The organism is Lentzea sp. CC55, assembly GCF_021056325.1.
GTDB lineage: Bacteria > Actinomycetota > Actinomycetes > Mycobacteriales > Pseudonocardiaceae > Lentzea > Lentzea jiangxiensis.
This window is the reverse complement of record NZ_JAJCXE010000056.1, coordinates 697,213-718,089: the sequence shown is the minus strand read 5'-3', so window position 1 is coordinate 718,089 and position 20,877 is coordinate 697,213. Positions and strand designations below refer to the sequence as shown.

General features: G+C 70.0%; 17 protein-coding genes and 1 pseudogene. 7 read left to right on the top strand and 11 right to left on the bottom strand.

The window, feature by feature from the left end; genetic code table 11:
* Positions 1-12 precede the first annotated feature (12 nt).
* The gene (locus tag L6E10_RS38105) at positions 13-843 is read right to left on the bottom strand and encodes an IclR family transcriptional regulator (protein ID WP_236225020.1); all 831 of its coding nucleotides are present in this window, start codon (positions 841-843) and stop codon (positions 13-15) included.
* Between the two features lie 452 nt (positions 844-1,295).
* Here L6E10_RS38105 and L6E10_RS38100 point away from each other — a divergent pair, with 452 nt between their 5' ends.
* The 3 genes from L6E10_RS38100 (at position 1,296) to L6E10_RS38090 (ending at position 5,034) form a co-directional block, all read left to right on the top strand.
* The gene (locus L6E10_RS38100; protein WP_236225019.1) at positions 1,296-2,219 is read left to right on the top strand and encodes an ACP S-malonyltransferase; all 924 of its coding nucleotides are present in this window, start codon (positions 1,296-1,298) and stop codon (positions 2,217-2,219) included.
* A gap of 202 nt (positions 2,220-2,421) precedes the next feature.
* Positions 2,422-3,762 (top strand): glycosyltransferase, encoded by a 1,341-nt coding sequence (locus L6E10_RS38095; protein ID WP_236225018.1) that lies wholly within the window; start codon positions 2,422-2,424, stop codon positions 3,760-3,762.
* A gap of 129 nt (positions 3,763-3,891) precedes the next feature.
* On the top strand, positions 3,892-5,034 hold the full coding sequence (locus L6E10_RS38090) for a hypothetical protein (protein WP_275677294.1): 1,143 nt from the start codon (positions 3,892-3,894) through the stop codon (positions 5,032-5,034).
* Positions 5,035-5,138: 104 nt separating this feature from the next.
* Here L6E10_RS38090 and L6E10_RS38085 read toward each other — a convergent pair whose 3' ends face one another.
* Positions 5,139-6,620, bottom strand: a complete 1,482-nt coding sequence (locus L6E10_RS38085; RefSeq protein WP_236225016.1) for a multicopper oxidase family protein — start codon at positions 6,618-6,620, stop codon at positions 5,139-5,141.
* Between the two features lie 89 nt (positions 6,621-6,709).
* Between L6E10_RS38085 and L6E10_RS38080 the strand changes: the two genes are divergently transcribed.
* On the top strand, positions 6,710-7,045 hold the full coding sequence (locus L6E10_RS38080) for a hypothetical protein (RefSeq protein ID WP_236225015.1): 336 nt from the start codon (positions 6,710-6,712) through the stop codon (positions 7,043-7,045).
* A gap of 162 nt (positions 7,046-7,207) precedes the next feature.
* On the opposite strand, the gene L6E10_RS38075 is transcribed toward L6E10_RS38080, so the two are convergent.
* The 8 genes from L6E10_RS38075 to L6E10_RS38040 form a co-directional block, all read right to left on the bottom strand.
* Complete coding sequence (locus L6E10_RS38075) at positions 7,208-8,113, bottom strand: nuclear transport factor 2 family protein (RefSeq protein WP_236225014.1); 906 nt, start codon at positions 8,111-8,113, stop codon at positions 7,208-7,210.
* Between the two features lie 111 nt (positions 8,114-8,224).
* Complete coding sequence (locus L6E10_RS38070; protein WP_236225013.1) at positions 8,225-9,259, bottom strand: alcohol dehydrogenase catalytic domain-containing protein; 1,035 nt, start codon at positions 9,257-9,259, stop codon at positions 8,225-8,227.
* Positions 9,256-11,517: an SDR family NAD(P)-dependent oxidoreductase gene (locus L6E10_RS38065; RefSeq protein ID WP_236225012.1), complete on the bottom strand. Its 2,262-nt coding sequence runs from the start codon at positions 11,515-11,517 to the stop codon at positions 9,256-9,258. The genes L6E10_RS38070 and L6E10_RS38065 overlap by 4 nt, the downstream gene beginning before the upstream one ends.
* A gap of 37 nt (positions 11,518-11,554) precedes the next feature.
* Positions 11,555-12,241 carry an O-methyltransferase gene (locus L6E10_RS38060; RefSeq protein ID WP_236225011.1) on the bottom strand — a complete coding sequence of 229 codons (687 nt, stop codon included), beginning with the start codon at positions 12,239-12,241 and terminating at the stop codon, positions 11,555-11,557.
* Positions 12,238-13,002, bottom strand: coding sequence for an L-tyrosine 3-hydroxylase (locus L6E10_RS38055; RefSeq protein ID WP_236225010.1), 765 nt, complete (start codon positions 13,000-13,002; stop codon positions 12,238-12,240). Before L6E10_RS38055 ends, L6E10_RS38060 begins: the two co-directional genes overlap by 4 nt.
* Complete coding sequence (gene hutH / locus L6E10_RS38050; protein ID WP_236225009.1) at positions 12,999-14,510, bottom strand: histidine ammonia-lyase; 1,512 nt, start codon at positions 14,508-14,510, stop codon at positions 12,999-13,001. The genes L6E10_RS38055 and hutH overlap by 4 nt, the downstream gene beginning before the upstream one ends.
* A 642-nt stretch (positions 14,511-15,152) precedes the next feature.
* A complete protein-coding gene (locus L6E10_RS38045) occupies positions 15,153-16,082 on the bottom strand; it encodes a LysR family transcriptional regulator (RefSeq protein WP_240011865.1) in 930 nt (309 codons plus the stop codon).
* 311 nt (positions 16,083-16,393) lie between these two features.
* Entirely contained in the window at positions 16,394-17,287 is an 894-nt protein-coding gene (locus L6E10_RS38040) for a LysR family transcriptional regulator (RefSeq protein ID WP_236225008.1), read from the bottom strand.
* 493 nt (positions 17,288-17,780) lie between these two features.
* On the opposite strand from L6E10_RS38040, the gene L6E10_RS38035 reads away from it, so the two are divergent.
* Entirely contained in the window at positions 17,781-18,392 is a 612-nt protein-coding gene (locus L6E10_RS38035) for a TetR/AcrR family transcriptional regulator (protein WP_236225007.1), read from the top strand.
* A 12-nt stretch (positions 18,393-18,404) separates the two neighbouring features.
* Here the strand turns inward: L6E10_RS38035 and L6E10_RS38030 are convergent, their stop codons facing one another.
* Complete coding sequence (locus L6E10_RS38030) at positions 18,405-19,109, bottom strand: helix-turn-helix domain-containing protein (RefSeq protein WP_236225006.1); 705 nt, start codon at positions 19,107-19,109, stop codon at positions 18,405-18,407.
* Between the two features lie 545 nt (positions 19,110-19,654).
* Between L6E10_RS38030 and L6E10_RS38025 the strand changes: the two genes are divergently transcribed.
* Positions 19,655-19,972, top strand: a complete 318-nt coding sequence (locus L6E10_RS38025) for an aromatic amino acid lyase (RefSeq protein WP_236225005.1) — start codon at positions 19,655-19,657, stop codon at positions 19,970-19,972.
* 6 nt (positions 19,973-19,978) lie between these two features.
* Positions 19,979-20,856 (top strand): annotated as a pseudogene (locus tag L6E10_RS38020) (IS5 family transposase).
* Positions 20,857-20,877: the final 21 nt, after the last annotated feature.

Sequence of the window (20,877 nt, the reverse complement as noted above, 5' to 3'; positions counted from 1 at the left end):
TCGTGCGCACCGTCACGTCGCGACGGATCGAAGCGGTGAATCCCGCAGACCCAGCGTGGCGTGGTGCGCGAGCCGCCGCAGTTGCGGAGCCACTGCGCGCACGTCGACCCTGACGGAGGGACCGACCACCGTGATCACGGCGGGCACGGCTCCCCAGCCCCGCAGCGCGACCGCCAGGCTCGTCACCCCGAGCCGCCACTCGTTGACGTCCGCCGCGATGCCGCCGGCCCGCGCCGAGACCAGTTCCCGCTGGAGCTGCGCCCTGTCGGTGATGGTGAGGTCGGTGTAGCGGTGCAGTTCGAGATCTTGTTCCGCCTGGATCCCCGCGTGCGCCAGCAGCAGCTTGCCCGCGGCCGTGCAGTGCAGTGGCAGCGTGTCGCCGAGGTGGCTCGCGAACCCCGCCGTCCTGCTGCCGCACACCCGCTTGACGACCCGCGCGACGCCTCCCGCACGGACGACCAGCAGAACCGGGTGCTTGACCGTCTCGTGGAGGTCCGTCAGATACGGCAGGACGCGGTCGTAGAGCCCGGGGTCGACGTCCGTGCCGGAAGACGACAGCCTCGCGACCTTGACCGTCAGCTCGTAGCGCCCGGCTGCGGTCCTGACGAAGCCCTCATCGCAGAGGAACCCCAGCATCCGATGCGTCGTCGACTTCGGCAATCCCGCCTTCCGTGCCAACTCGGCGACGCCGACCTCGCCCTGGCAAAGGCTGAAAGCCTCCAGAACGGCGAGCACCTTCGCCGCGGCGGCCTTGCCGGTCACGGCGTCCCCGTCCACTTGGCGGCTGTCACCCCCAGCCTGCGAACCCGTGCACGACGCGCTGATCGACAACACCGCCACCACCCCTCACCACCTCCTCGACGCGATCTGCGGAGGACCCGTGCTCGACGGTATGGAATCCCGGTGGGGGCGAACCTGCGGAACTCCGCAATCATCCGGAGCACCGCGGTGCGGTTTTCCGCAATCACCGCGACAGACCGCGGATTCCGCCGTTACCCGATCGGGTGACCGCACTGGCGTGCGGACAGCGAGAATCAATTCGCAGTTCAGCCGCTGTTCGCGGAGGGTGAATTCCGCACTCCGCATGCCTCGGGTCCCGCGGTGCCCGGCACCGGCCGAGCGGGAGCACGAACGTGACGAGGCCTGCTCGCCGAAGAGCGCCCGGTCTCCCGCCGTGGACGGATCACCGGCGCGCAGGGCGGGCGACCACGCCGTTCCACAGGGCGGAATGGCTCCTTGTTGGCCACCGGCGGGGCCGCGATATTTCGGGCACAGCACACCGACGAGGGAGTTTTGTGAACACGCAAAGCGCCGACCCGGTTTTCCTCTTCGCCGGCCACGGCGGTTATCTCCCGGGTGGCCTGCACGAGTTCGCGGACGACTTCGCGGGACTGCCCGCCGTGCTGGAGCGGATCAACGCGGCGTCCAGGGCCGCGGGCGGACCCGAGGTGGCCGAGTTGCTCACCGACCGCACAGCGCCGACGCTGGAAAGCCTGGTCGAGGACAACCCCGGCAGGCTCCACCTGGCGATCTTCGCGACCGAGATCTGCCTGTACGACTTCTACACCCGGTGCTGCGGCCTGTCGCCCGCCGTTCTCGTGGGCCACAGCCTCGGCGAGTTCGCCGCTCTCGCGGCCTCCGGATGTGTTTCGCTCGAAGACGCGGTCCGGCTGATCATCGCGCGCGACGAGGCACTGCGCGGAGCAGGCCTGCCCAACGGCGGCATGGTCGCGCTGCGCACCGACAGACGACACGTCGACGAACTGCTCACCGGGCTCGCCGATCGGCGGACCGTGCTCGCCGTCGACAACGGCACCGAGCAGGTCGTCGTCTCCGGCCCGGCGGAACCGCTGCAGCGACTGGTCCACCTCGCCGCGGTGGCGGGCATCGAGACGACCCGGCTGCACGTGTCCTACCCGTTCCACAACGCGCTGCTCGACGAGGCCGCGGCACGGTTCTCCGCCGTGGTGGACACGGTCACCTGTGCCGCACCGGGCATCCCGGTCCACTCCCCCGTGCTGGGGCGGCGGGTCGTGCGTCCGGCGGATGTCCGCGAAGTGCTGGCCTGTCACCTCGTGCGCCCGGTCGCGTTCCTGGACTCCCTGCTGACGCTCGGAGCCGAGGGGCACCACACCTACCTCGAGTGCAGCGTCAGATCCGTGCTGATGAAGCTCGTGCGAGCTGCCCGCGGTGATGCACCCGCGAGCATCCCTGCTTGAGCAGACCGACGATCCGGCGTTCCTCCGGCCGAGCCGGTGATCCGCAGGTGATCCTGCCCTGCGCGTCCAGGTCCGCGCACATCACCTCCCGGCACTGTCGCCGGCCACTGCCGAGTCCTGTGTGGACACCCGCTTCCCCACGTCGCTGGTCCCGTTCCGGTGACCGATCTTTTCTTCGAAATGCTCTCCTGGAGGTCAACGTATGACGCGCGTGGTCATGGCAGCGATTCCCTTTCCCGGACACGTGAACCCGCTGCGCCCCATCGCCGCCCACCTGGTGGCCCGGGGTCACGACGTCACCTTCGTGACCGGCACCAACCTGCGCGACGCGGTCCTCAGCACGGGTGCCACCTTCCACCCCCTCAAGGGGCACGCCGACTACGACGGCCCGAACGTGTACCAGACCGTCCCGGAGCTCGTCGCCGCCGAACCCGGGGTCGAGCAGATCGCCGTCTACCTCACCGAGGTGCTGGCCAAGCCCATGCGGGAGCAGCACGAGGCCGTCCAGGAAGTTCTCGCCCGGCAACCGGACACGCCCACGGTTGTGCTGCACGAGATGTACTTCAACGGCCTGTGGCCGATCCAACTGGGCGCGCCGGGCATCCGGCCCGCGCGGGTGCTCGGTCTCGGTGTCACGGTGCTTCCCCTGTACAGCGTGGACACGGCGCCTTTCGGCATGGGACTGCTGCCCGACGCGTCACCGGCCGGACGGGAGCGCAACGCCCGGCTCAACGCGGAGGTGCGCGAGGCGTTCTCCGCCGCGCAACGCCTCGCGGAGCAGCTGGTCCGCGACTGCGGCGGCACCGGCACGCTGCCCTCCTACTTCGACGCGCAGGTCGTGGTGCCCGATGAGTGCCTGCACCTGTCCATCCCCTCCCTGGAGTACCCGCGCAGCGACCTCCCCGACTCGGTTCGCTTCGTGGGCGTGCCGTGGGAGGCGGACCACCAGGACGTGCCGCTGCCGCGGTGGTGGGATGACGTGCTCAACGCCGAAAAGGTGGTTCTCGTCTCGCAGGGCACCGTCAGCAACGACGACTACTCCGAGCTGATGCTGCCCACGATCGAGGCCCTGGCCGGCCAGGACTGCCTCGTGGTCGCCACGACCGGCGGCAGGCCGGTGAGCGACCTCGGCGCCCTCCCGGACAACGTGCGTGCCGCGGAGTACATCCCGTACACGCAGCTGCTCCCGCATGTCGACGTGTTCGTCAGCAACGGCGGGTTCGGCGGGATGCAGATGGCCCTCAGCCGTGGTGTGCCCCTCGTCCTGGCGGGCGAGACCGAGGAGAAGAAGGACTCCAGCGCGCACGCCGCGTGGACCGGCGCGGCCATCAACCTCGCGACAGGCAGGCCGCGCGCCTCTGACATCGGTGCGGCGGTGAGCAAGGTGCTGCATGACGACAGCTACCGCGCCGCCGCGCAACGGCTGCAAGCCGAGTACGCGGAGTACGACGCGCTCCGCACCATCACCGACCTCGTCGAAAGCGCGGGCAAAACCCCGGTGTCGCGAGGAACCGGCGCGATCGGCGATCTCCTGCACTCCTGAGGTGCGGGACTCGGGAAACGTCCTCGCAGAACCGGCGCGACAGGTGGGGCCGTCCCGCGGAGCACAAGGCCGCCGTGGTCCCGCAACTTCGACGAAGCTCCTCAACACTCGGCAGAACGGCATGTGAAGATGCACATCTCGCGCACCAGCGAGCGTCAGCGGCGAAACTTGCTGGCGGAATTGCTTTCCGACGACAAGAAGCTGATCACGGCGTTGGAGACGACGCTCACCGAGAACGACGTCGCGGGCAACGTCGAGAACTTCGTCGGCGCTGTACCGGTCCCCCTCGGACTCTGCGGTCCCGTGCTGGTGAACGGACAACACGCCGTGGGCGAGTTCGTGGTGCCCATGGCAACGCTGGAGGGCACCCTGGTGGCCTCGTACAGCCGCGGTGCGAAGATGCTCAAGGCGTCGGGAGGCTGCGAAGTCGTCGTGACGGCCGACCGCTTCCTGCGGGGCATCCACTACCGCGTGAACAGCCTCCGTGAAGCGCAGGACCTCGTCATGTGGTGCCGGACGCAGGAACAGGTGCTTCTCGCCGTGGCGGAGAGCACCAGCGGTCATCTGCGTGCGCAGCGGTTCCACTACGAGCACGTCGGCTCCACCGTGCTGGTTTCAGTGGAGTTCACCACCGGTGACGCGATGGGCAGCAACATGGCGAGCAAAGCGATAGCCGCGGTTTCGGAGCACATCGTCCGGCACAGCGGCGTCGAGCTGGAGGAGTTCCTGCCGTACCCGGAGGACAAGAAGCCCATCCCGGCACGCCTGAAGGGCAAGGCGGTGACCGCCCGGGCGGTTCTCCCGGCGGACGTCGTGGCCTCGCAGGGGCGGACGGACGTGCTGCGGCTGGACCGGTACGTCCAGGCCTACCGGAGCACGCTCGCGCTGCACGGCAGCTCGTCGCTCAACATCCACGTCGTCAACGGCATGGCCGGTCTGTTCCAGGCGTTCGGGCAGGACATGGCCTACCTGGGCGAGTGCGCCAAGGGAATCGTGGACTCCCGCGTGACGAGCAGCGGCGACCTGGAGATCTCCCTGACGCTGCCCACGCTCATCGTGGGAACGGTCGGCGGTGGGACGGGCCTTCCGGCCTTCCAGGCCACGCTGGGCATGGTCGGCTGCGCCGGCACCGGCAAGGTGGCCAAGCTCGCCGAGATCATCGCCGCGGTGTTGCTGGCGGGCGAGATCGGGTGCGCGGTCGCCCAGTGCGCGAGCGAGTTCATCTCCGCGCACGAGTCCCTCGGACGCAACCGTCCGGACGAGTCGGACTGAGCTTCCACGCCCGGTCTCGGCTTGTCCGGCCGTCGGCATGTCCCACAGAGGTCTGCGGGCGCGGGTGGTGACCGACCTCGCGGTCACCACCCGCGCCCGGCCCCTCATCGCTTCGGCACGACTTCGAACTGGCCCATCATCGAGTGGGTCGCGTGGTCGAGGAAGTGGCAGTGGAACGGGTACCGGCCGAGGTGGGAGTCGAACGTCGCCTGGATGCGGACGACGTCGCCGGGGAACAGGCGGACGGTGTCCTTCGGGTAGGAGTCGTGGGCCGGCTCGGGCTTGCCGTTGCGGTCGAGGACCCTGAACTGCACGAGGTGCAGGTGCACTGTGTGTTGGATGCCGAGAGCGGCGTCGTCGTTCACGATCTCCCAGATCTCGGTGGAGCCGTGCTCGATCGTCGCGTCCACGCGGTCCGGGTCGAACCCCTGGTCGTTGATGACGAACTGGCCCTTCGCGAGATCGAGGCGCAGGACGAACCGCCGGGTCCTCGTGACCCGGCCTCGCAGCGCGTTGTTGGCCGGCCAGCCCGGGATCTGTCCCCGCACCAGCGGGACCCGCCCGGCCGACCAGCTGGGGATGGCGATCTCCGGCTCGGCCCACGAACCCCCGTCGCCGACCCGGAACTGCAGGATGTCGCGCTTGTTCTCGGACAGGGCCGCCACGTTCTGCAGCGCGATGGCGGTGCCCGGCGGAACCGACCGGAAGTCCACCAGCACCTCGGCGCGCTCCGCCGGCCAGACGTCGATCTCCTGCCGCACCGCGGGCACGCGCAGGAAACCACCGTCGGACGCGATCTGCAGGAACGGCGCTCCGGTGGAGAGCCGGAACTTGAACATCTCGAGGTTCGAGCCGTTGATCAGCCTGAGGCGGTACAGCTTCCGCTTGACCTCGAAGTAGGGCTGCGGCCGTCCGTTGACGAGCACCGTCGGCCGGTTGAGGAAGTCGTCCGGCACGAAGACGAGCTGGCCCCCGCTGTCGAACTTCGCGTCCCTGAGCATCAGGGGGACGTCGAACTCGCCGGTGGGCAGCGGAAGCAGCTCGTCCACGGGATCCGACAGCAGGTACGCGCCGGAAAGGCCGCGGTAGACCCGTTCGCCTTCGAGGTGGTGCGTGTGGTCGTGGTACCAGAGCGTCGCGGCCCGCTGGTCGTTCGGGTACCGGTACTCCCTGGACTGGCCGGGTGCGATCGGGTCCATCGGGTGCCCGTCGCTCGACGCCGGGACGTCAGCGCCGTGCAGGTGGACCGTGGCAGGGCCGGACAGGCCGTTGAACTGCCTGACCACCACGGCGCGACCGCGCCGGGCGCGGAGGGTCGGACCGGGGAAGCTCCCGTTGAAGGTGAGGGTCCTGGTCCGGATGCCGGGGAGGACCTCGAGCTCGGTCTCCGCGATCCGCATGTCGTAGAAGTCGGTGTCCGCCGTGCTCCGCGTGGGCTTCAGCACCGGGGGGATCGACAACGGCACCGAGAAGGGCGGCACCCCCGGCGGGTCGTCAGAGAACGCGGACGCCAGCTGCTTCGTCGGGAACACCAGGGCCGCGCCGACGACGGAACCGAGTTTGATCGCATCTCTTCTGTTCAGCACGTCGATCACCTTCAGGGAGTCGGGGAGCGAACCGCGGGTGCATCGCGACCGCGGCCAGCAGGGAGAGCACGAACGAGTACTGCAAGACGGTGATCGCCGCGGACATCGTGTTGCCGCGTGAGATCGCGTTGCCGACGGTGAGCCCCGCCAGGGGGATCGTCATCGAGGCGCTGAGGACGGCCGACGTCGCCGCGAAGACCAGCGCGGCGGTGATCCGCCTCGCCGCCGCCCACCGCCGGGTGGTGGCGGCGGCCAGCACCACGCTCACCATCGTCACGTGCGCGGCCAGCATCGTGATGCCGGCGAAGTTGGGGACGGCGCTCGCCACGATGGCAGGGGGCGGGGTGAGAGACCCACCTGTTCCGGCGTGGTGCCCGGCACCGGCCGGGAGGAGGGACACCGGCCGCGGCTTCACGTCCAAATAGGACGACCAGTCCCGGATCTGCCAGGCCACGACCGCCGCGAGGGCGATCGCGAGCAGAACCAGTGGAGTCGTGGGCCAGCTACGGCCCGATGACGACGAGGACGCGGGCCGGATTGCGATTTCGTCCTGCATGGAGCCACCTTTCCCGCCCGCGTCCTCCGGATCAGTACATCGTGTTGGGGTTGGCCGAAGTCGGCGGAGTGGGCTCGATGACCACCCAGTGCTCCAGCAGCTTTCCGTCGCGGACGCGGTACAGGTCGGCGCCGACACCGTTGTCCATGTCGAAGAGGTTCTCCAGGTGGACGAAGACGGCGACCAGGTCTCCCTCGGCGACGACGGTCTTCACGTTGGCGCGGTAGTCCGGCCGCGCGGCGAACGCGTCGTGGATGAACTGCTGCAGCGCTCCGGTTCCGTTCGGGACGTTCGGGAAGTGCTGGTAGTAGGGGTTGTCCCCGATGTAGCGGTCGAGTGCCTCGAGGCGGAGCTCGTCATCGGGCTGGTTGACGATCTCGGCGAAGGCGGCCCGAGCCACGTGCGCGCTCTCGGCGTCCGTGGAGAACGGCAGCGACTGGGAGATCTTGGGCGAGCTGAGCGTGGAGAACATGTCGTTGCCGATGCCCGCCGGCCGGACGGCCTCGTTGACCTCCCAGTGCTCGGCGATCCTGCCCTTGTCGAGGCGGAAGAGGTTGATCTTGGCGACACCCGCGTCGCCGGTCTTCCCGACGAAGTGGCTGTGCGCCACGACCAGGTCGTTCTGGGCGATGGTCCGCTTCACGGTGAACCGGAGGTCCGGGTTCTGGCTGCGCAGGCCCGCGTGGTAGGCGCGGAACGCGTCCCGGCCGTCGGCGATCGCGGGGTAGTGCTGGACGAGGTCGGGGCGCACCACCCTGTCGAGGTGGCCGAGGTCCCCGCGGTTCAGCGCGGAGTAGAAGCCGAGGACGACCGCCCTGTTCGCCCTCTCCTTCGGGCTGGCGACCGACTCGAACGCGCCCTGCGGGTGGTGGGCCGGTGCGGCGGTGACCGCCGGGCTGAGGGCGGCGATCATGGTGGCCGACAGGATGAGCGGCACGACCACACGTGAACGGATTCGAGCTCGGTAGGTCCTTGTTGGCATCTGGCTTCTCGCTTCCTGCGATTGTCGAAAACCTGACTGCGCTTGGCAAAGGCAGCTTTCAGCGTGTTAGACCCGCACGAGCACCTTGGTGGCCGTGCGCGCGGCCATCACCTCGTAGCCGGACGCGATGTCGTCCAGAGCCACCTCCTTGTCGAAGAGGGAACCGGGGGCGAGCGTGCCGGCCAGCACCTGTTCGACGAGATCGGGGAGGTAGGCGCGGGCCGGCGTGAGCCCGCCGGTGAGGGTGATGCCGCGGAAGAACACCGGCGTCACGTCGCCGATCGGCGGGCTGCCCATCACGCAGACGGTGCCGCCGGTCCGGCACAGCGCGAAAGCCGTGTTCTGGGTCTGGGGACCACCACCGCACTCCACGACCACATCGGCGCCACGCCCCTGTGTGACCGCGCGGACGAAATCGATGGACTCGGCGGCGCTTTCGGGTCCTCGGGCCAGGAAGGTGTCGGTCGCGCCGAACTCCCGGCCCTTGCCCAACCGCGCCTCGTGCCTGCCCACGAGGATGATCCGGCCGGCGCCCGCTTCCCGGGCCGCGAGCGCGGCGCACAACCCGACCGGACCGTCACCGAGGACGGCGACCGACGAGCCCGGCGCGACCCGGCCCGTCCGGACGGCGTGCAAGCCGGTCGCCATCGTGTCGGTGAGGGCGAGGAGCGAGGACAGCCGTTCGTCGTTCTCGTCCACCGGCACCGGCACCAGGGTGGCGTCGGCGAAGGGGACGCGGACCGCTTCGGCCTGTGCGCCGTCGCCGTCCACGCCGAACATGCCGCCCGCGGCGCAGGCGCTGTGCAGACCGGCCTGACAAGCGGCGCAGGTCCCGTCGGCGAAGTTGAACGGCGCGACGACCATCATCCCGGGGCGGAGCGTGGAGACCTCGGTGCCGACGTCCTCGACCACGCCGACGAACTCGTGCCCGCAGCGAGGCCCGGTGACCGGACCGGGAAGCCCGTTGTAGCCGTGCAGATCCGTGCCGCAGATCCCGGCGACGACAACGCGGACGACCGCGTCGCCGGGCGCCTGGAGCACCGCGTCCGGGACTGCTTCCACGGTCAACTCGTGCTTTCCGTGCAGGATTGCAGCCTTCATGAGGACACCTCTCGTCGGCCCGATCTGATCGATTCCGGCTCCCCCGGTTCGGCGGACCCGGAAAGCCGGGCTCGCGACAGCACGTCCTCCGTCCGGACGCACCGGCCTGCCGCGTGGTCCGCCGCGCCCGTCACCACGGAGACCAGCGCGGCCGCCGAGTCCTCGGCGGCCGTGAAACGTCCGGACCGCCGGGCCTTCAACGTCCACTCCAGGATGTCGTCCTCCCAGCGGTTCCCCGTCCGGCCGCGATCGAGGTGCGACCGGGTCATCCCGGCGTCGACCAGGCCCGGGTCGAACGCCACGGCCACCCGCGCGGAGCAGGCCAGCTCCCCGGCCAGGCTCGCGGTCACCGAGATCAACCCCGCCTTGGCGGCCGCGTAGGCGCTGGCGTGCGGCCAGCCTGCCTCGCCGGCCCTGCTCACCACGTTCACCACGCGTCCGGTGAGCGAGGGCAGCACCGCCCGCGTCACCCGCACCGCTCCGAAGAGCCCGACTTCGAAGGGCTGCCGCCACTCCGCCTCGTCCACCGTCCACAACGGACCGATCGGTCCGGCGACACCGGCGTTGTTCACCAGCACGTCGAGGCCACCCAGCTCGGCCACGACCTGGTCGACTCCGCGGGTCACCGAATCGTCGTCCGTCACGTCGAGGCGCACCCAGGCCGCGGTTCCACCGGCTCGCCGGATTCCGTCGACCGTCTCCACCAGGGCGTCCCGGTCGCGGCCGGTGACGGCGACGGACAGCCCGGCGGCGGCCAGCGCCTCCGCGAACGTCCGTCCCAGCCCGCGTCCGCCGCCGGTGACCAGCACCCGCAGCGCCGGGGGCCGCATCCGCTTGCCGGTCGAGGAGCGGGGAATCGCGCGTACCCGCTCGATGGACCGCACCCTTTTGTGCGGTGCGACGCGGTCCGCGACGTAGGCCGTGATCTCCGCGAGCGGCACCGGTTCGTCCAGCACGACGTAGGCCTTCGGGATCTCCCCCGCGACCGGGTCGGGCACGCCCGCGACGCAGGCTTCGGCCACCGCGGGGTGGCTGGTGACCACTTCCTCCAGCTCGGCCGGCGACACCTGGTGTCCCTTGTACTTGATCAGCGCCTTCGCCCGGCCGGTGATCCTCAGGAAGCCGTGCGCGTCGCGGCTCACCAGGTCGCCGGTGCGCAGCCAGCCGTCCGCGTCCGCCGCTGTGCGGGCGATCTGCGGTCCGCGCAGCCACAACTCACCCGACTCCGCGTCCGCGCCGCCGGTGAACCGCACCTCGGTGCCCGGGACGAGCACGCCGGTGGAGCCGGGCGGAACCCGGACTCCGTCCGGGCTGAAGCTCACGCACCCCGCCTCGGTCATCCCGAACCCCTGCACCACCGGGACGCCGAGGACCGCGGCGCAGCGGTCGGCGTCCACCGAGGGCAGCGGTGCGCCACCCGAGACGACCAGCCGCAGCGACGGCAGCGGCTTCCCGGCCGCGCCGAGCTCGGTCACCACGCTCGGCACCAGGTACGCCAGAGACACGCCGTGCTCGGTGACGTCGCGGGTGAAGTCCGCGGCCGAGAACGGGGTCGCGCCGATGACCAGGGTGGCGCCCGCCCGCAGCGCCGGGTTCATCGCCATCTGCATCCCGTAGACGTGCCTGAGCGGTGGTACCGACAGGACGACGTCGTCGCCGCGCACCTGGTGCAGGTGGGCGATCTGCCCGAGGTTGGCGGTCAGGTTGCGGTGCGACACCGCCACGAGCTGCGGTGTGCCCAGCGTGCCGCTGGAGCTCATCAGCACCGCCGTCCGGTCACCACCGGGCGGGGACAGCGGCAGCGGTGGCGTGGCCACCGCCTCGTCCCACGGAGTGCCGTTCGACGTGAGAGCGCCGACGCGGACGGTCGGCAGCGACACCTCCGGCGGTCCGAGGGCCGTCTCCGCGATCAGTGCCTTCGCCCCGGCGCCGTCGATCGCGGCACGCCACCGCTCGGTGGCGTCCCGCGGGTCGAGCGCGAGCACCACCGCGCCGGCCGCGAGGATCCCGTGGTAGGCGACCACGAACTCGGCGCTGTTCTCGGTCAGCACCAGCACGGTGTCGTCCTCGCCGACCCCCGACCCGCGCAACCAGGCCGCGAGCCCGGCGACGGCCGCGCGCAGCCGTCCGTACGTCCATTCGACACGCCCACCCCGGGAGCGGTCCACCACCGCGACCCGGTCGTCGTCCGGGGCACCCGGCCGCAGCACGTAGTCGCCCAGGTGTGCGTCGGCGGGCACCTCCCAGGCCGCCGTCACCGCCGCACCGGCACTTCGGCGGCTTCCCGTCCGGCCCTCACCGCTCCCCCGGGCCCTTCTTGCGGGCCAGGGTGAGCCCGTCCGCGACGGTCAGCAGGACCGACTCGACGCGGTCGTCGTTGCGGACGTGTTCGTTGAACTCGCGGATGGCGCGGGCGTTGCCCTCGGCGTCGGGTGAAGCCGCCTCGCCGGCGTAGAGCACGTTGTCGGCCACGATCAGGCCGTTGGGGCGCAGCCGGGGCACGAGCTCTTCCCAGTAGGTGCGGTAGCCGACCTTGTCGGCGTCGAGGAAGGCCAGGTCGACGAACGGCTCTTCCGGAAGGCCCCGCAGGGTGTCGGCGGCGGGCCCGAACCGCTGCTCCACCCGCTCGGCGACACCGGCCCGGTTCCAGGCGGCGGTGGCGATCCCGGCCCAGCGGTCGGTCACGTCACAGGTGATCACCCGACCGGCCGGACCCACGCCCTCGGCCAGCGCGAGCGTCGAGTACCCGGTGAACGTGCCCACCTCGACGGCCACGCGGGCGCCGGTCAGCCGGGCCAGCAGCGTGAGCAGCGCCCCCTGTTCCGGAGGTACCTGCATCTCGGCCACCTGGCCGAGGGCGAGCGTGGCGTCGATCAGTTCGCGCTGGACGTCGGTGAACGGCGGGAGCTGACCCCGGACGTACTCGAGCACCTGCGGGGTGAGCAGCACTGCCTTGTCGGGCTGTTCCGCTGTTGTCGTCATGCGTTGGCTCCATCCGCGAGAGCCGCCTCGGCGATCGGGACGAGGCGGCCGATGTGCATCGGCAGGTCGGTCTGGAAGTCGTTCACCGCGTCGCGGTCGTAGATCGCGCGCACCGGCCGCGCGGCGAGGTCCGCCAGCAGCGCCGCCACCCGAGCCCGCAGGGCCGCGGTGAAGACGTGGGCGCAGACCGGGGCCCGGTCGACGAGGAAGAAGTCGTCGAGCAGCGCCTGCTCGTCCTCGGTGGGCGCCTGGTGGGCGTCCCGCCCGGCATCGCGCAGCAGCGACCCGCCGACCGGCACGAGGCGGGCGGCGACCGTCATGTGCACCAGGCGGTTGAACTTCACCGCCTCCTTCAGCGCCGAACCGGAGGCGGGCCGCGCTCCGGCGAGCAGCGCGGCGGCGTGGCGGTGGTCGCGCGCCCACGTCCCGCTCATCGCCGGGTGCCGCGCCGCCATCCGCGGCCGGATGACCGAGTGGTAGATCTCGGGGCGGCAGCTGCCCGAGTAGAGCAGCAGCGCCGAGTAGGTGTCGTGCAGGACGGCGGCCTCGTCGAGGTCACCGCGACCGAGAGCGGCCGAGAGCAGCCGCCACACGCAGAAGGCGCCGTGGTGACCCAGCAACCAGCGGTACCAGGCGATCTCCGCCTCGCTGTCGAACGGCGGGCCGACGGCCTCGTCGGGTTCACCGGGGTGCCAGGCACACGAGGCGAGCGGGTGTTGCGGTAGCGGGACGGTGAGCCGGGGCAGCGGCGGAGCGATCACGACAGCACCTCCGCGACGTGCTCGTCCAGCACATCGGCGGCCGCGCGGATGTCCTCGTCGAGCGGACGGTCGTGGGTGATCGGCGCAACCCGCTCGGCCAGCGCCGCGACCAGCTCCGCGCAGTGCGGCGCGGTCGGTTCCCGGTCGCCGATGTGGGCGGCTTGGCGCACCGCGACGCCGAGGCAGCCGTGCAGCAGCCGCAGGAGACGAGCCTGCTCGTAGGCGGTCAGCGCGGCTTGGGTGCCGAAGGGGACGACGTCCTGGTTGTGCAGGTTGGTGGGAATGCTCTGCATCGCCGCGGGTGTGCACGCCCGGCGCATCGCCACGACGACCGACGTCGCCAGCACCTGCAAGCCCTGGATCGCGTGCTGCTTGCCCGGCTCGGCCGCGAGCATCGGGGGCCGCCCGCCGTTGCGGCCGGGATCGACGAGCAGGTCGACCTGCCGTTCGGCGAGGTTGCCGACCTGGGTCACCGCCGAGGACAGCAGGTCGGCGGCGAAGGCGGCGGGCTGGCCGAAGAAGTTCCCGCCGTGCGCGACGAGGTCTTCGTCCGGGAAGAACAGCGGGTTGTCGCTGACCCCGCGGAGGTCGTCGGCGACGGTCCGGGCCGACCACCCGGCCGCCGACCGGGCGGCGCCGAGCAGCTGCGGCGTGCACCGGATGCTGTAGGGCTCCTGCAGTGGCCTCCCCGCCACCGGCGTCGTTCCCCCGAGCCACCACGACAGCTCACGGCCGACCGCCGCGGACTCGGGATGCCCGAACGCCTCGAGCAGGGACGGCGACAGGAACGCGGGCGTCGCACCGAGCAGGTCGGCCAGGGCCGCCGTCAGCGCGACCGCGACCTTCAGGGAGCGTTGTGCCGACAGCACGGCGAGACCGGCGGCCGCCGTCGTCACCGACGTCCCGTTGACCAGTGCCAGCGCGTCCCGGCCGTCCAGCTCGAGCGGGGCCAGGCCCGCCGCGCGCAGGGCGTCGACTGCGGGCATCCGATCGCCGTCGAAGTAGGCGTACCCGTGTCCGCGCAGGCTCTGGACGGCGTGCGCCAGGGGAACCAGGTCTCCGCTGGCTCCGACCGAGCCCCAGGTCGGTATGACGGGGGCGAAGCCGGTGCCGAGCATCCGGACCAACGCGTCCACCGTGGACAGCGACGCGCCGGACAGGCCGCGGGCCAGGGACCGCGCGCGCACGAGCACCGCCGCGCGGGCGACGGGGAGCGGCAGGTCGGGCCCCTGTCCGACGGTGAGGTGCTGCAGCACGTTCTCGCACTGCGCGGTGCTGCTGTCCCGGCCGTCGAAGACGACCAGGGGGCCGAACCCCGTGGTGGCGCCGTAAACCGGGCGTTCGCACTGCGCCAGCGTCGCCTCGACGAAGCGCCTCCCGCGCTCGACGTCCGCCACGACCTGTGCGGACAACTCGATTCGCATCGGCCGGGCGGCGGCCTCCAGGTGGGTCAACTCCACGGGGGCCGAGAGATCGAGGGTGGTGGTCGCGGAATCGATCGGGCTCATCGTGTCATCGCCCCTAGTTCAGCCGAAGTGGGTGGAGCTCGTCATCAGCCGCGTCGGCCAGGTCAGCGGCCATCCGAGGTGGTCGCGCCGGTCACCGGAAGAAGTCGACCTGTCGGCGGTCAGGCCGGCGGGCCGACCTGATCTGTGAGCGCATCCGCCGGATCCGCCACCGTTCGCCGGCCTGCTCTCCCGCCTGGGAAAGCAACCTCGACCTGTCCTCGCAACGATTTGCGCCGCAAGTATGTAGCGGTGGAGCCGCCGTACAAACGAGCATTCCAACTGTCGGAACGATGGCGAGGGAGGAACCGGAGTGTCCACAAGCGACAGTCACTGCCAATCTCCGGGGAATGGTGAGTTGAACCGCCGGCGCTCCACGTGGCGCGGACTGCCCAGTCGGTCAGCAGTGTGCCTGCGGATGTCCGCAGCGCTGCCGATCGCCTTGCGGCGAGGATGTCGGGGCACCGCTGTCACCGATGGCGAGCTGCTACGTCCTCCTGGTGGCAGAACCGCTGAACTGCCGAGGTTCGCACGGACTCCGCGGTTGTCCACAGCGCAGTTCTGTCGAGGTCATGATCGCGCCAGACTGCCCGAGCGCTTCGGCTGCGCGCACCGCACGACGAACAGTCGAGGGCGACACCTCTGCTAGCCGACCGCCCGCGTGTCGTCATCAGTTCGCTCGCGCTGGGCCATGCTCGCGTCGAACGCCTTCAGCACGTTGGTCATCAGGGGCGAGCGCTGCGACTTGAGCCACGCCAGGGCGATCCCCACGGTCGACGCGTCCTCGAGGGACCGGACCGTGATGCCCGGCAAGGGGATGGAACGGGCGGACTCCGGCACGACACCGATCCCGAGACCGGCCGCGACCAGCGCGAGGAGCGTCGGCATGTTCGACACCACGTGCTTGCGCTTCGGGTTGAAGCCGGCTTTCAGGCACATCTGCAGCACCTCCTTGGCGATGCCCGCCTCCGGTTTCACCTCGGTGATGAAGGCTTCGTCGCGGAGGTCCGCCACGCGCAGCGACCTTCTCCCCGCCAGCGGGTGGTCGGCGGGGAGGACGACGACCAACCGCTCGTCGCGGACGGGGAGCAGCTCCACGTCGTCGCAGTGCACCGGCGGGTGCACGACCCCGAGGTCGAGCGTCTCCTCCCGGAGCCTGACGCACTGCTCCTCGGTCGAGAGGTCCGAGTGCACCTCGAACTCCAGGCCGGGCAGCTGCTTGCGGAGCGCCTGGACGATGCACGGCATGTGCGTCAAGGCGACCGATCCCGTGAGAGCGATCCGCAGGACCCCCGACTGGCCTTCTCCCAGGAGCCGAACGCTGCTGACCCCGGCATCGATCCGGCTCAGCGTGTTCAGAGCCTCGTCGAGGAAGAACCTGCCCGCCTCGGTGAGCTCCACCCTTCGCGTCGTCCGCGCCAAAAGGCACACACCGAGCTCGTCCTCCAGCTGCCGAATGGCGTGCGACAGGGCCGGCTGGGCCATGTTCAGCTTTTCGGCAGCCCGACCGAAATGACAGGTTTCGGCAACTGCGGCGAAGTACCTGAGGTGCCGGAGCTCCACCCTGTTCGCCATGAAAAACCTCAATCATCCGGCCACGACACCCAGGGCTCTTCGATTCCGGTCCTTACGACCGGAATCGGAAGAACGCTTTTGAAGTGGCGAACCGCCACCACCGTGTTGCGCACCACTTCATTGTCACGTTCAGTTTCAAGCCGATGACAGTATGTACATCTCCGGGCCCACGGCGCAAGCGGCGGAAATGTTAGCGCTCTCATTCAAGTGCGCACGCCTCCTGGACACGTCTTTCGAATCGAAACGAATTCTTCTCACTGATGCCACGTGCGCCCGGTCGCGCTCGGGACGGCGCGGGCCCGCATCCGCGGCTACGCCTTCGACAGCAGGCTCCCGAACGTCTTCACCACGCCGGCGAGCACCGGGGACTGCCTCGAACTGAGCCACGCGAGCGCCACCGGCACCATCGGCGCGTTGCCGAGCGGGCGGAACGTCACGCCCGGGACGGGAACCGAGCGAGCGCCGTCCGGCACCACGCCGATCCCGAGACCGGAGGCGACCAACGCGAGAAGTGTCGGCATGTTCGAGACCACGTGCTTCTTCTTCAGGCTGAAATCGGCGTTCAGGCACATCTTCATCACCGCGTTGGCGATGCCCGTCTCCGGCTTCACCCCGGTGATGAAGGACTCGTCCCGCAGGTCCGCGATGCCGAGCGACTCCTTCTCCGCGAGCGGGTGGTCGAGCGGGAGGACGACGATCAAGGGCTCCTCGCAGATCGGGATCAGTTCCACACCTTCGGGAACCGGCGGGTGCACGACCCCGAGGTCGAGCGTCTCGTCCCTGAGCCTGACGCACTGCTCCTCGGTCGAGAGGTCCGAGTGCACCTCGAACTCCAGGCCGGGCAGCTCCCTGCGGATCGACTGGATCAGGAACGGCATGTGCGCGAAGGTGACCGAGCAGGTGAGCCCGATGCGCACGAGCCCGGACTGCCCCTCGTTCAGCAGCCTGGCACCGTGGATCCCCGCGTCGACGCGGTCCAGCGTGTGCAGCGCCTCGTCGAGGAAGAACTTGCCGGCCTCGGTGAGCACCACCCGTCGCGTGGTGCGGACCAGGAGGCAGACGCCGAGTTCGTCCTCCAACTGCCGGATGGCGTTCGACAGGGCGGGCTGGGCCATGTTGAGCCGTTTCGCGGCCTGGCCGAAGTGGCACGTTTCGGCCACCGCGGCGAAATAGCGCAGATGCCGGAGTTCCACCCCGTTGCCCACGAAACCACCCGTTCACGTCGCGCCGCCGGACCGAATTCGACGCCCTCGCATCCGCCGGCCACCGGACCGGTCGCCGGGAGAACGGGACCGCCGGCTTCACCTGCCCTTGCCCGCCGTCACCTCCCGCCCACCCGAACCACCACGGAGCGGGGAACGTCCCTGCTGACGTCACGTTCAGTTGTCAGTTCACCGCAGTATGTCCGGGGTGCGCAGGGTCCGCAATAGTCTGGAACGTGAACGTTCTTGATTATAATGCCTGCTCCAGGCATTATTACCGCTTCAACCGACTAGAAGATTCACCCGATTGGGTGGTCCAAAAGTGACCCCCCACCGGTCAACCAGAACGCTGTCGTTCCCGATCGGCGATGCGGCACGACGACAACGAGCGCACAGCTCCGCTGTCCGGAACGCGGGTGGCGCGGATCCGTTGCCGGTGATAGGTAACTGGACACGAGGACCACTTCGAGCCGGAAGGACACCGGGCACCCCGTCGATGAAGCCACGAGGAGACTCCTACGGCGGCCTGTCCCGCGTCGAACGGTCCGCTCAGCGACGGGAACGGCTGGTCGAGGCCGCGGTGGAACTGTTCTCGGCGCGTGCGTACGACGATGTCACGGTCGCAGACGTGTGCTTCCGGGCGCAGGTGTCGAAGCGCTACTTCTACGAGCACTTCACCGATCGCGGCGACCTGGTCTTCCAGGTGCACGCCGAACAGAACAAGTGGCTGCTCGACGGCATGGTCGCGGCTTCGCCGCCGAACCCGTCCGGTCCGCGCGAGCTCGTCTTCCCGATGATGAAGGCGCTGGCCACCATGCTGTCGGAACACCCGCAGCGGGCGCGGATCATCTACATCGACGCGCCACGTCTCGAGTCACTGCGCCGGGAGTCCCTGCGCAGGCAGGCGGAGTTCTTCGGCCGCCTGGTCCGCGAGGTCGTCGGCCCTCAGCACGACCGGGTGCTGTTCCAGCGGGTGTCGCTGGCGCTCGTCTCCGGGATCTCCCAGGTGGTGGCCGAATGGGTGACCAGGGGGATGACCGATCCTGTCGACCCCCTGGTCGAGCACCTCACCAGGATCGTCTGCGCCGTGCTGCACGACCTCGGCTGAACACCGACCGGCTCAGCTCGCCAGACCGGCGCACAACGGTTCGTACAGGCGTCCCACGTGTGCCAACGCGGTCTGGACTTCCCCCCGCGCGACGAACGCCTGCGGCCCGCTCACCGACACCGCGGCGAAGAGGGGACCGTCCGCGACGACCGGCACGGCGGAGGTGCGCAGCCCCCGGTGGGTGACTCCGTCGTCGTGCGCGACCCGGGAGGCGGACCGGCGGGAGGAGGCTCGATGCGCCTTCAGGGTCAGCACCGCCTTCCCGGCGGCGGTCTCCAGCGCGGACCACGACCGGTCGAAGTCGACCGGGCGGGACAGCAGGCCGGCACCAGGGGGCTCGAACTGCTCCACGCAGCGGACCTCGTTGTCCTCCACGACCATCAGCTGCACGAGCAGGTGCGTCAGCTCGTACAGGCGCAACATGCCCTTCAGCGCGTGTCGCCGCAGCAGGGCGTGGTCATCGCCCGTCAGCCCGGCCGTGAGTCGCAGGTCGCCCAGTTCGTACCCGTTGGCGGTCCGCCGGACGGCCTGCTCCGCCTCCAGGGTGCGCAACAGCCGGTGCGCGGTCGTCTTGGCGAGCTGCAGGTCCCGCGCGATGTCGGCGAGTGCGCAGACCCCGCCCTTCGACCCCAGGTAGCGGATGATCAGCACCGCCTTCTCGACCGCGCCCTGGCTCTTTTCCGCGGAACACGTCCCGTCCACCAACGTCGTGCTCACCGAGGAAACGCGCGCAGACGTCATCCGAACCTCCGATGACCGGAATTCCGAGAAAATCCATGAACTCGGCGACCCTAACCGGCGTATTCCACCCGGATCAACATGCGATCGCCATATATCGACGACCAGAATGGACTGATCGGTCGCCTCCGAAATCGAGGGGCACTCATGAACATCACGACGCCGGACGCCACGGCGCAGGGCAGGGTCTCCGCGGTGGCCGAGGACGGTGACGATCGGTTCGTCGCCGCCTTCGAGGGTCCGCGGTCGCGGCACGTGACGACCCACCCGGCAGGAACGTCCTCCTGCCGCCGCTGTGCCTCCGGAACACCCGTGCCCTGTCGCTTGTGGACGTCTCGCTGCCCGCCGGAACGTGCGGCGGGTGGAAACTCCGGCGCCACAGGCGTTCCACGTGCTGGAACGTCCCCGAGGGCGGTTGTTCCGGTGAGCGGAACGGCGCGGGAACAGGCCCTTTCGCTTCCTGAAGTCCCTGGTACACAAGGCGATGGGTGCCGATCCACGCCACCCGGCACAGCGGAGGCGTCATGACCCGGACAGCGGAGAAGACGGTCCTGGACACCGGCAAGGTGCTCACGACCCGGCCGGACCGGCACCACGGCGTCCAGGGCGTGCAGATCGCCACCACGGCGATCGTCGCGGCCATGCGCCGGGCGTGCGTGCCCGCCGGTGTCCAGAGCCTTCCGACGAACCTGCACAACCAGGACATCGTGCCGTTCGGCACCCAGGCCGCTCTCACCGCTCTGGAGCAGGCGCACGACCTGAGGATCCTGCACGGCAGCCTGGCGGTGGGCCTGCGCCTAGGGCGTGTCCTGCGGATCTTTCTCATGATCGTGTGCAGATGATGGTGTGTGGTCGGACGTGGTGAGCTGACGGACAAGGCCTGGGCGAGAATCGCGCCGTTGCTGCCCGCGCAGAGCGGGCAGCGCGGTGGCCGGTGGCGCAGCCACCGGCAGGTCATCAACGCGATCCTGTGGAAGGAACGCACCGGTGCGCCCTGGCGTGACCTGCCCGAACGCTACGGGCCGTGGAAGACCGCGCACGAGCGGCTGCGGAAGTGGACCGCGGACGGCACGTGGGACCGGATCCTCGAGCACGTGATCGTCAAAGACGACTCACTCGGGACACTCGAGGACAACGTCGCGTTCGTGGTCAGCATCGACTCCACGAGCGTCCGGGCCCACCAGCACGCGGCCGGCGCCCGGAAAAAGGGGGCTGCGCGGACTGGATCGACGACCTCGCCATCGACGGCGAATGCCTCGGACGATCCCGCGGAGGACTGACCACCAAGCTCCACCTGGCCGTCGATGCCGTGGGCCTGCCGCTGGCGGTGATCCTTACTCCAGGCCAGGCCGGCGACAACCCGCAACTGTTGCCGCTGCTCGACGATATCCACGACATCGACGTCGACGGGCAGCGAGTGCGAGTCGGGCGGGTCATCGCCGACAAGGCCTATGCCCACCCGAGCACCCGCACCGCGTTACGGCAGCGGCGGATCAAGGCCACCATTCCCGAGCGTGTCGACCAGATCTCCTACCGCAAGGCCAAGGGGTCGTCCGGTGGAAGGCCACCGGATTTCGACCCCGATCTCTACAAGCTGCGCAACGTCGTCGAGCGGTGCTTCAACCGCCTCAAGCAGTTCCGCAGTCTGGCGACCAGGTTCGCCAAACGAGCCGCCTACCACCGCGCCGAGATCGTCCTGGCCTGCATCGTCCTGCACCTCAGGTGAAGATCCGCAGGACAGGGCCTA

Bases quoted from the DNA above. Each gene is read 5' to 3' on its own strand.
- L6E10_RS38035 (WP_236225007.1), top strand. From the start codon at position 17,781: ATGAAGCCACGAGGAGACTCCTACGGCGGCCTGTCCCGCGTCGAACGG.
- hutH (WP_236225009.1), bottom strand. From the start codon at position 14,510: ATGAGCCCGATCGATTCCGCGACCACCACCCTCGATCTCTCGGCCCCC.
- L6E10_RS38045 (WP_240011865.1), bottom strand. From the start codon at position 16,082: ATGGCGAACAGGGTGGAGCTCCGGCACCTCAGGTACTTCGCCGCAGTT.
- L6E10_RS38090 (WP_275677294.1), top strand. From the start codon at position 3,892: ATGCACATCTCGCGCACCAGCGAGCGTCAGCGGCGAAACTTGCTGGCG.
- L6E10_RS38025 (WP_236225005.1), top strand. From the start codon at position 19,655: ATGACCCGGACAGCGGAGAAGACGGTCCTGGACACCGGCAAGGTGCTC.
- L6E10_RS38095 (WP_236225018.1), top strand. From the start codon at position 2,422: ATGACGCGCGTGGTCATGGCAGCGATTCCCTTTCCCGGACACGTGAAC.
- L6E10_RS38070 (WP_236225013.1), bottom strand. From the start codon at position 9,259: ATGAAGGCTGCAATCCTGCACGGAAAGCACGAGTTGACCGTGGAAGCA.
- L6E10_RS38060 (WP_236225011.1), bottom strand. From the start codon at position 12,241: ATGACGACAACAGCGGAACAGCCCGACAAGGCAGTGCTGCTCACCCCG.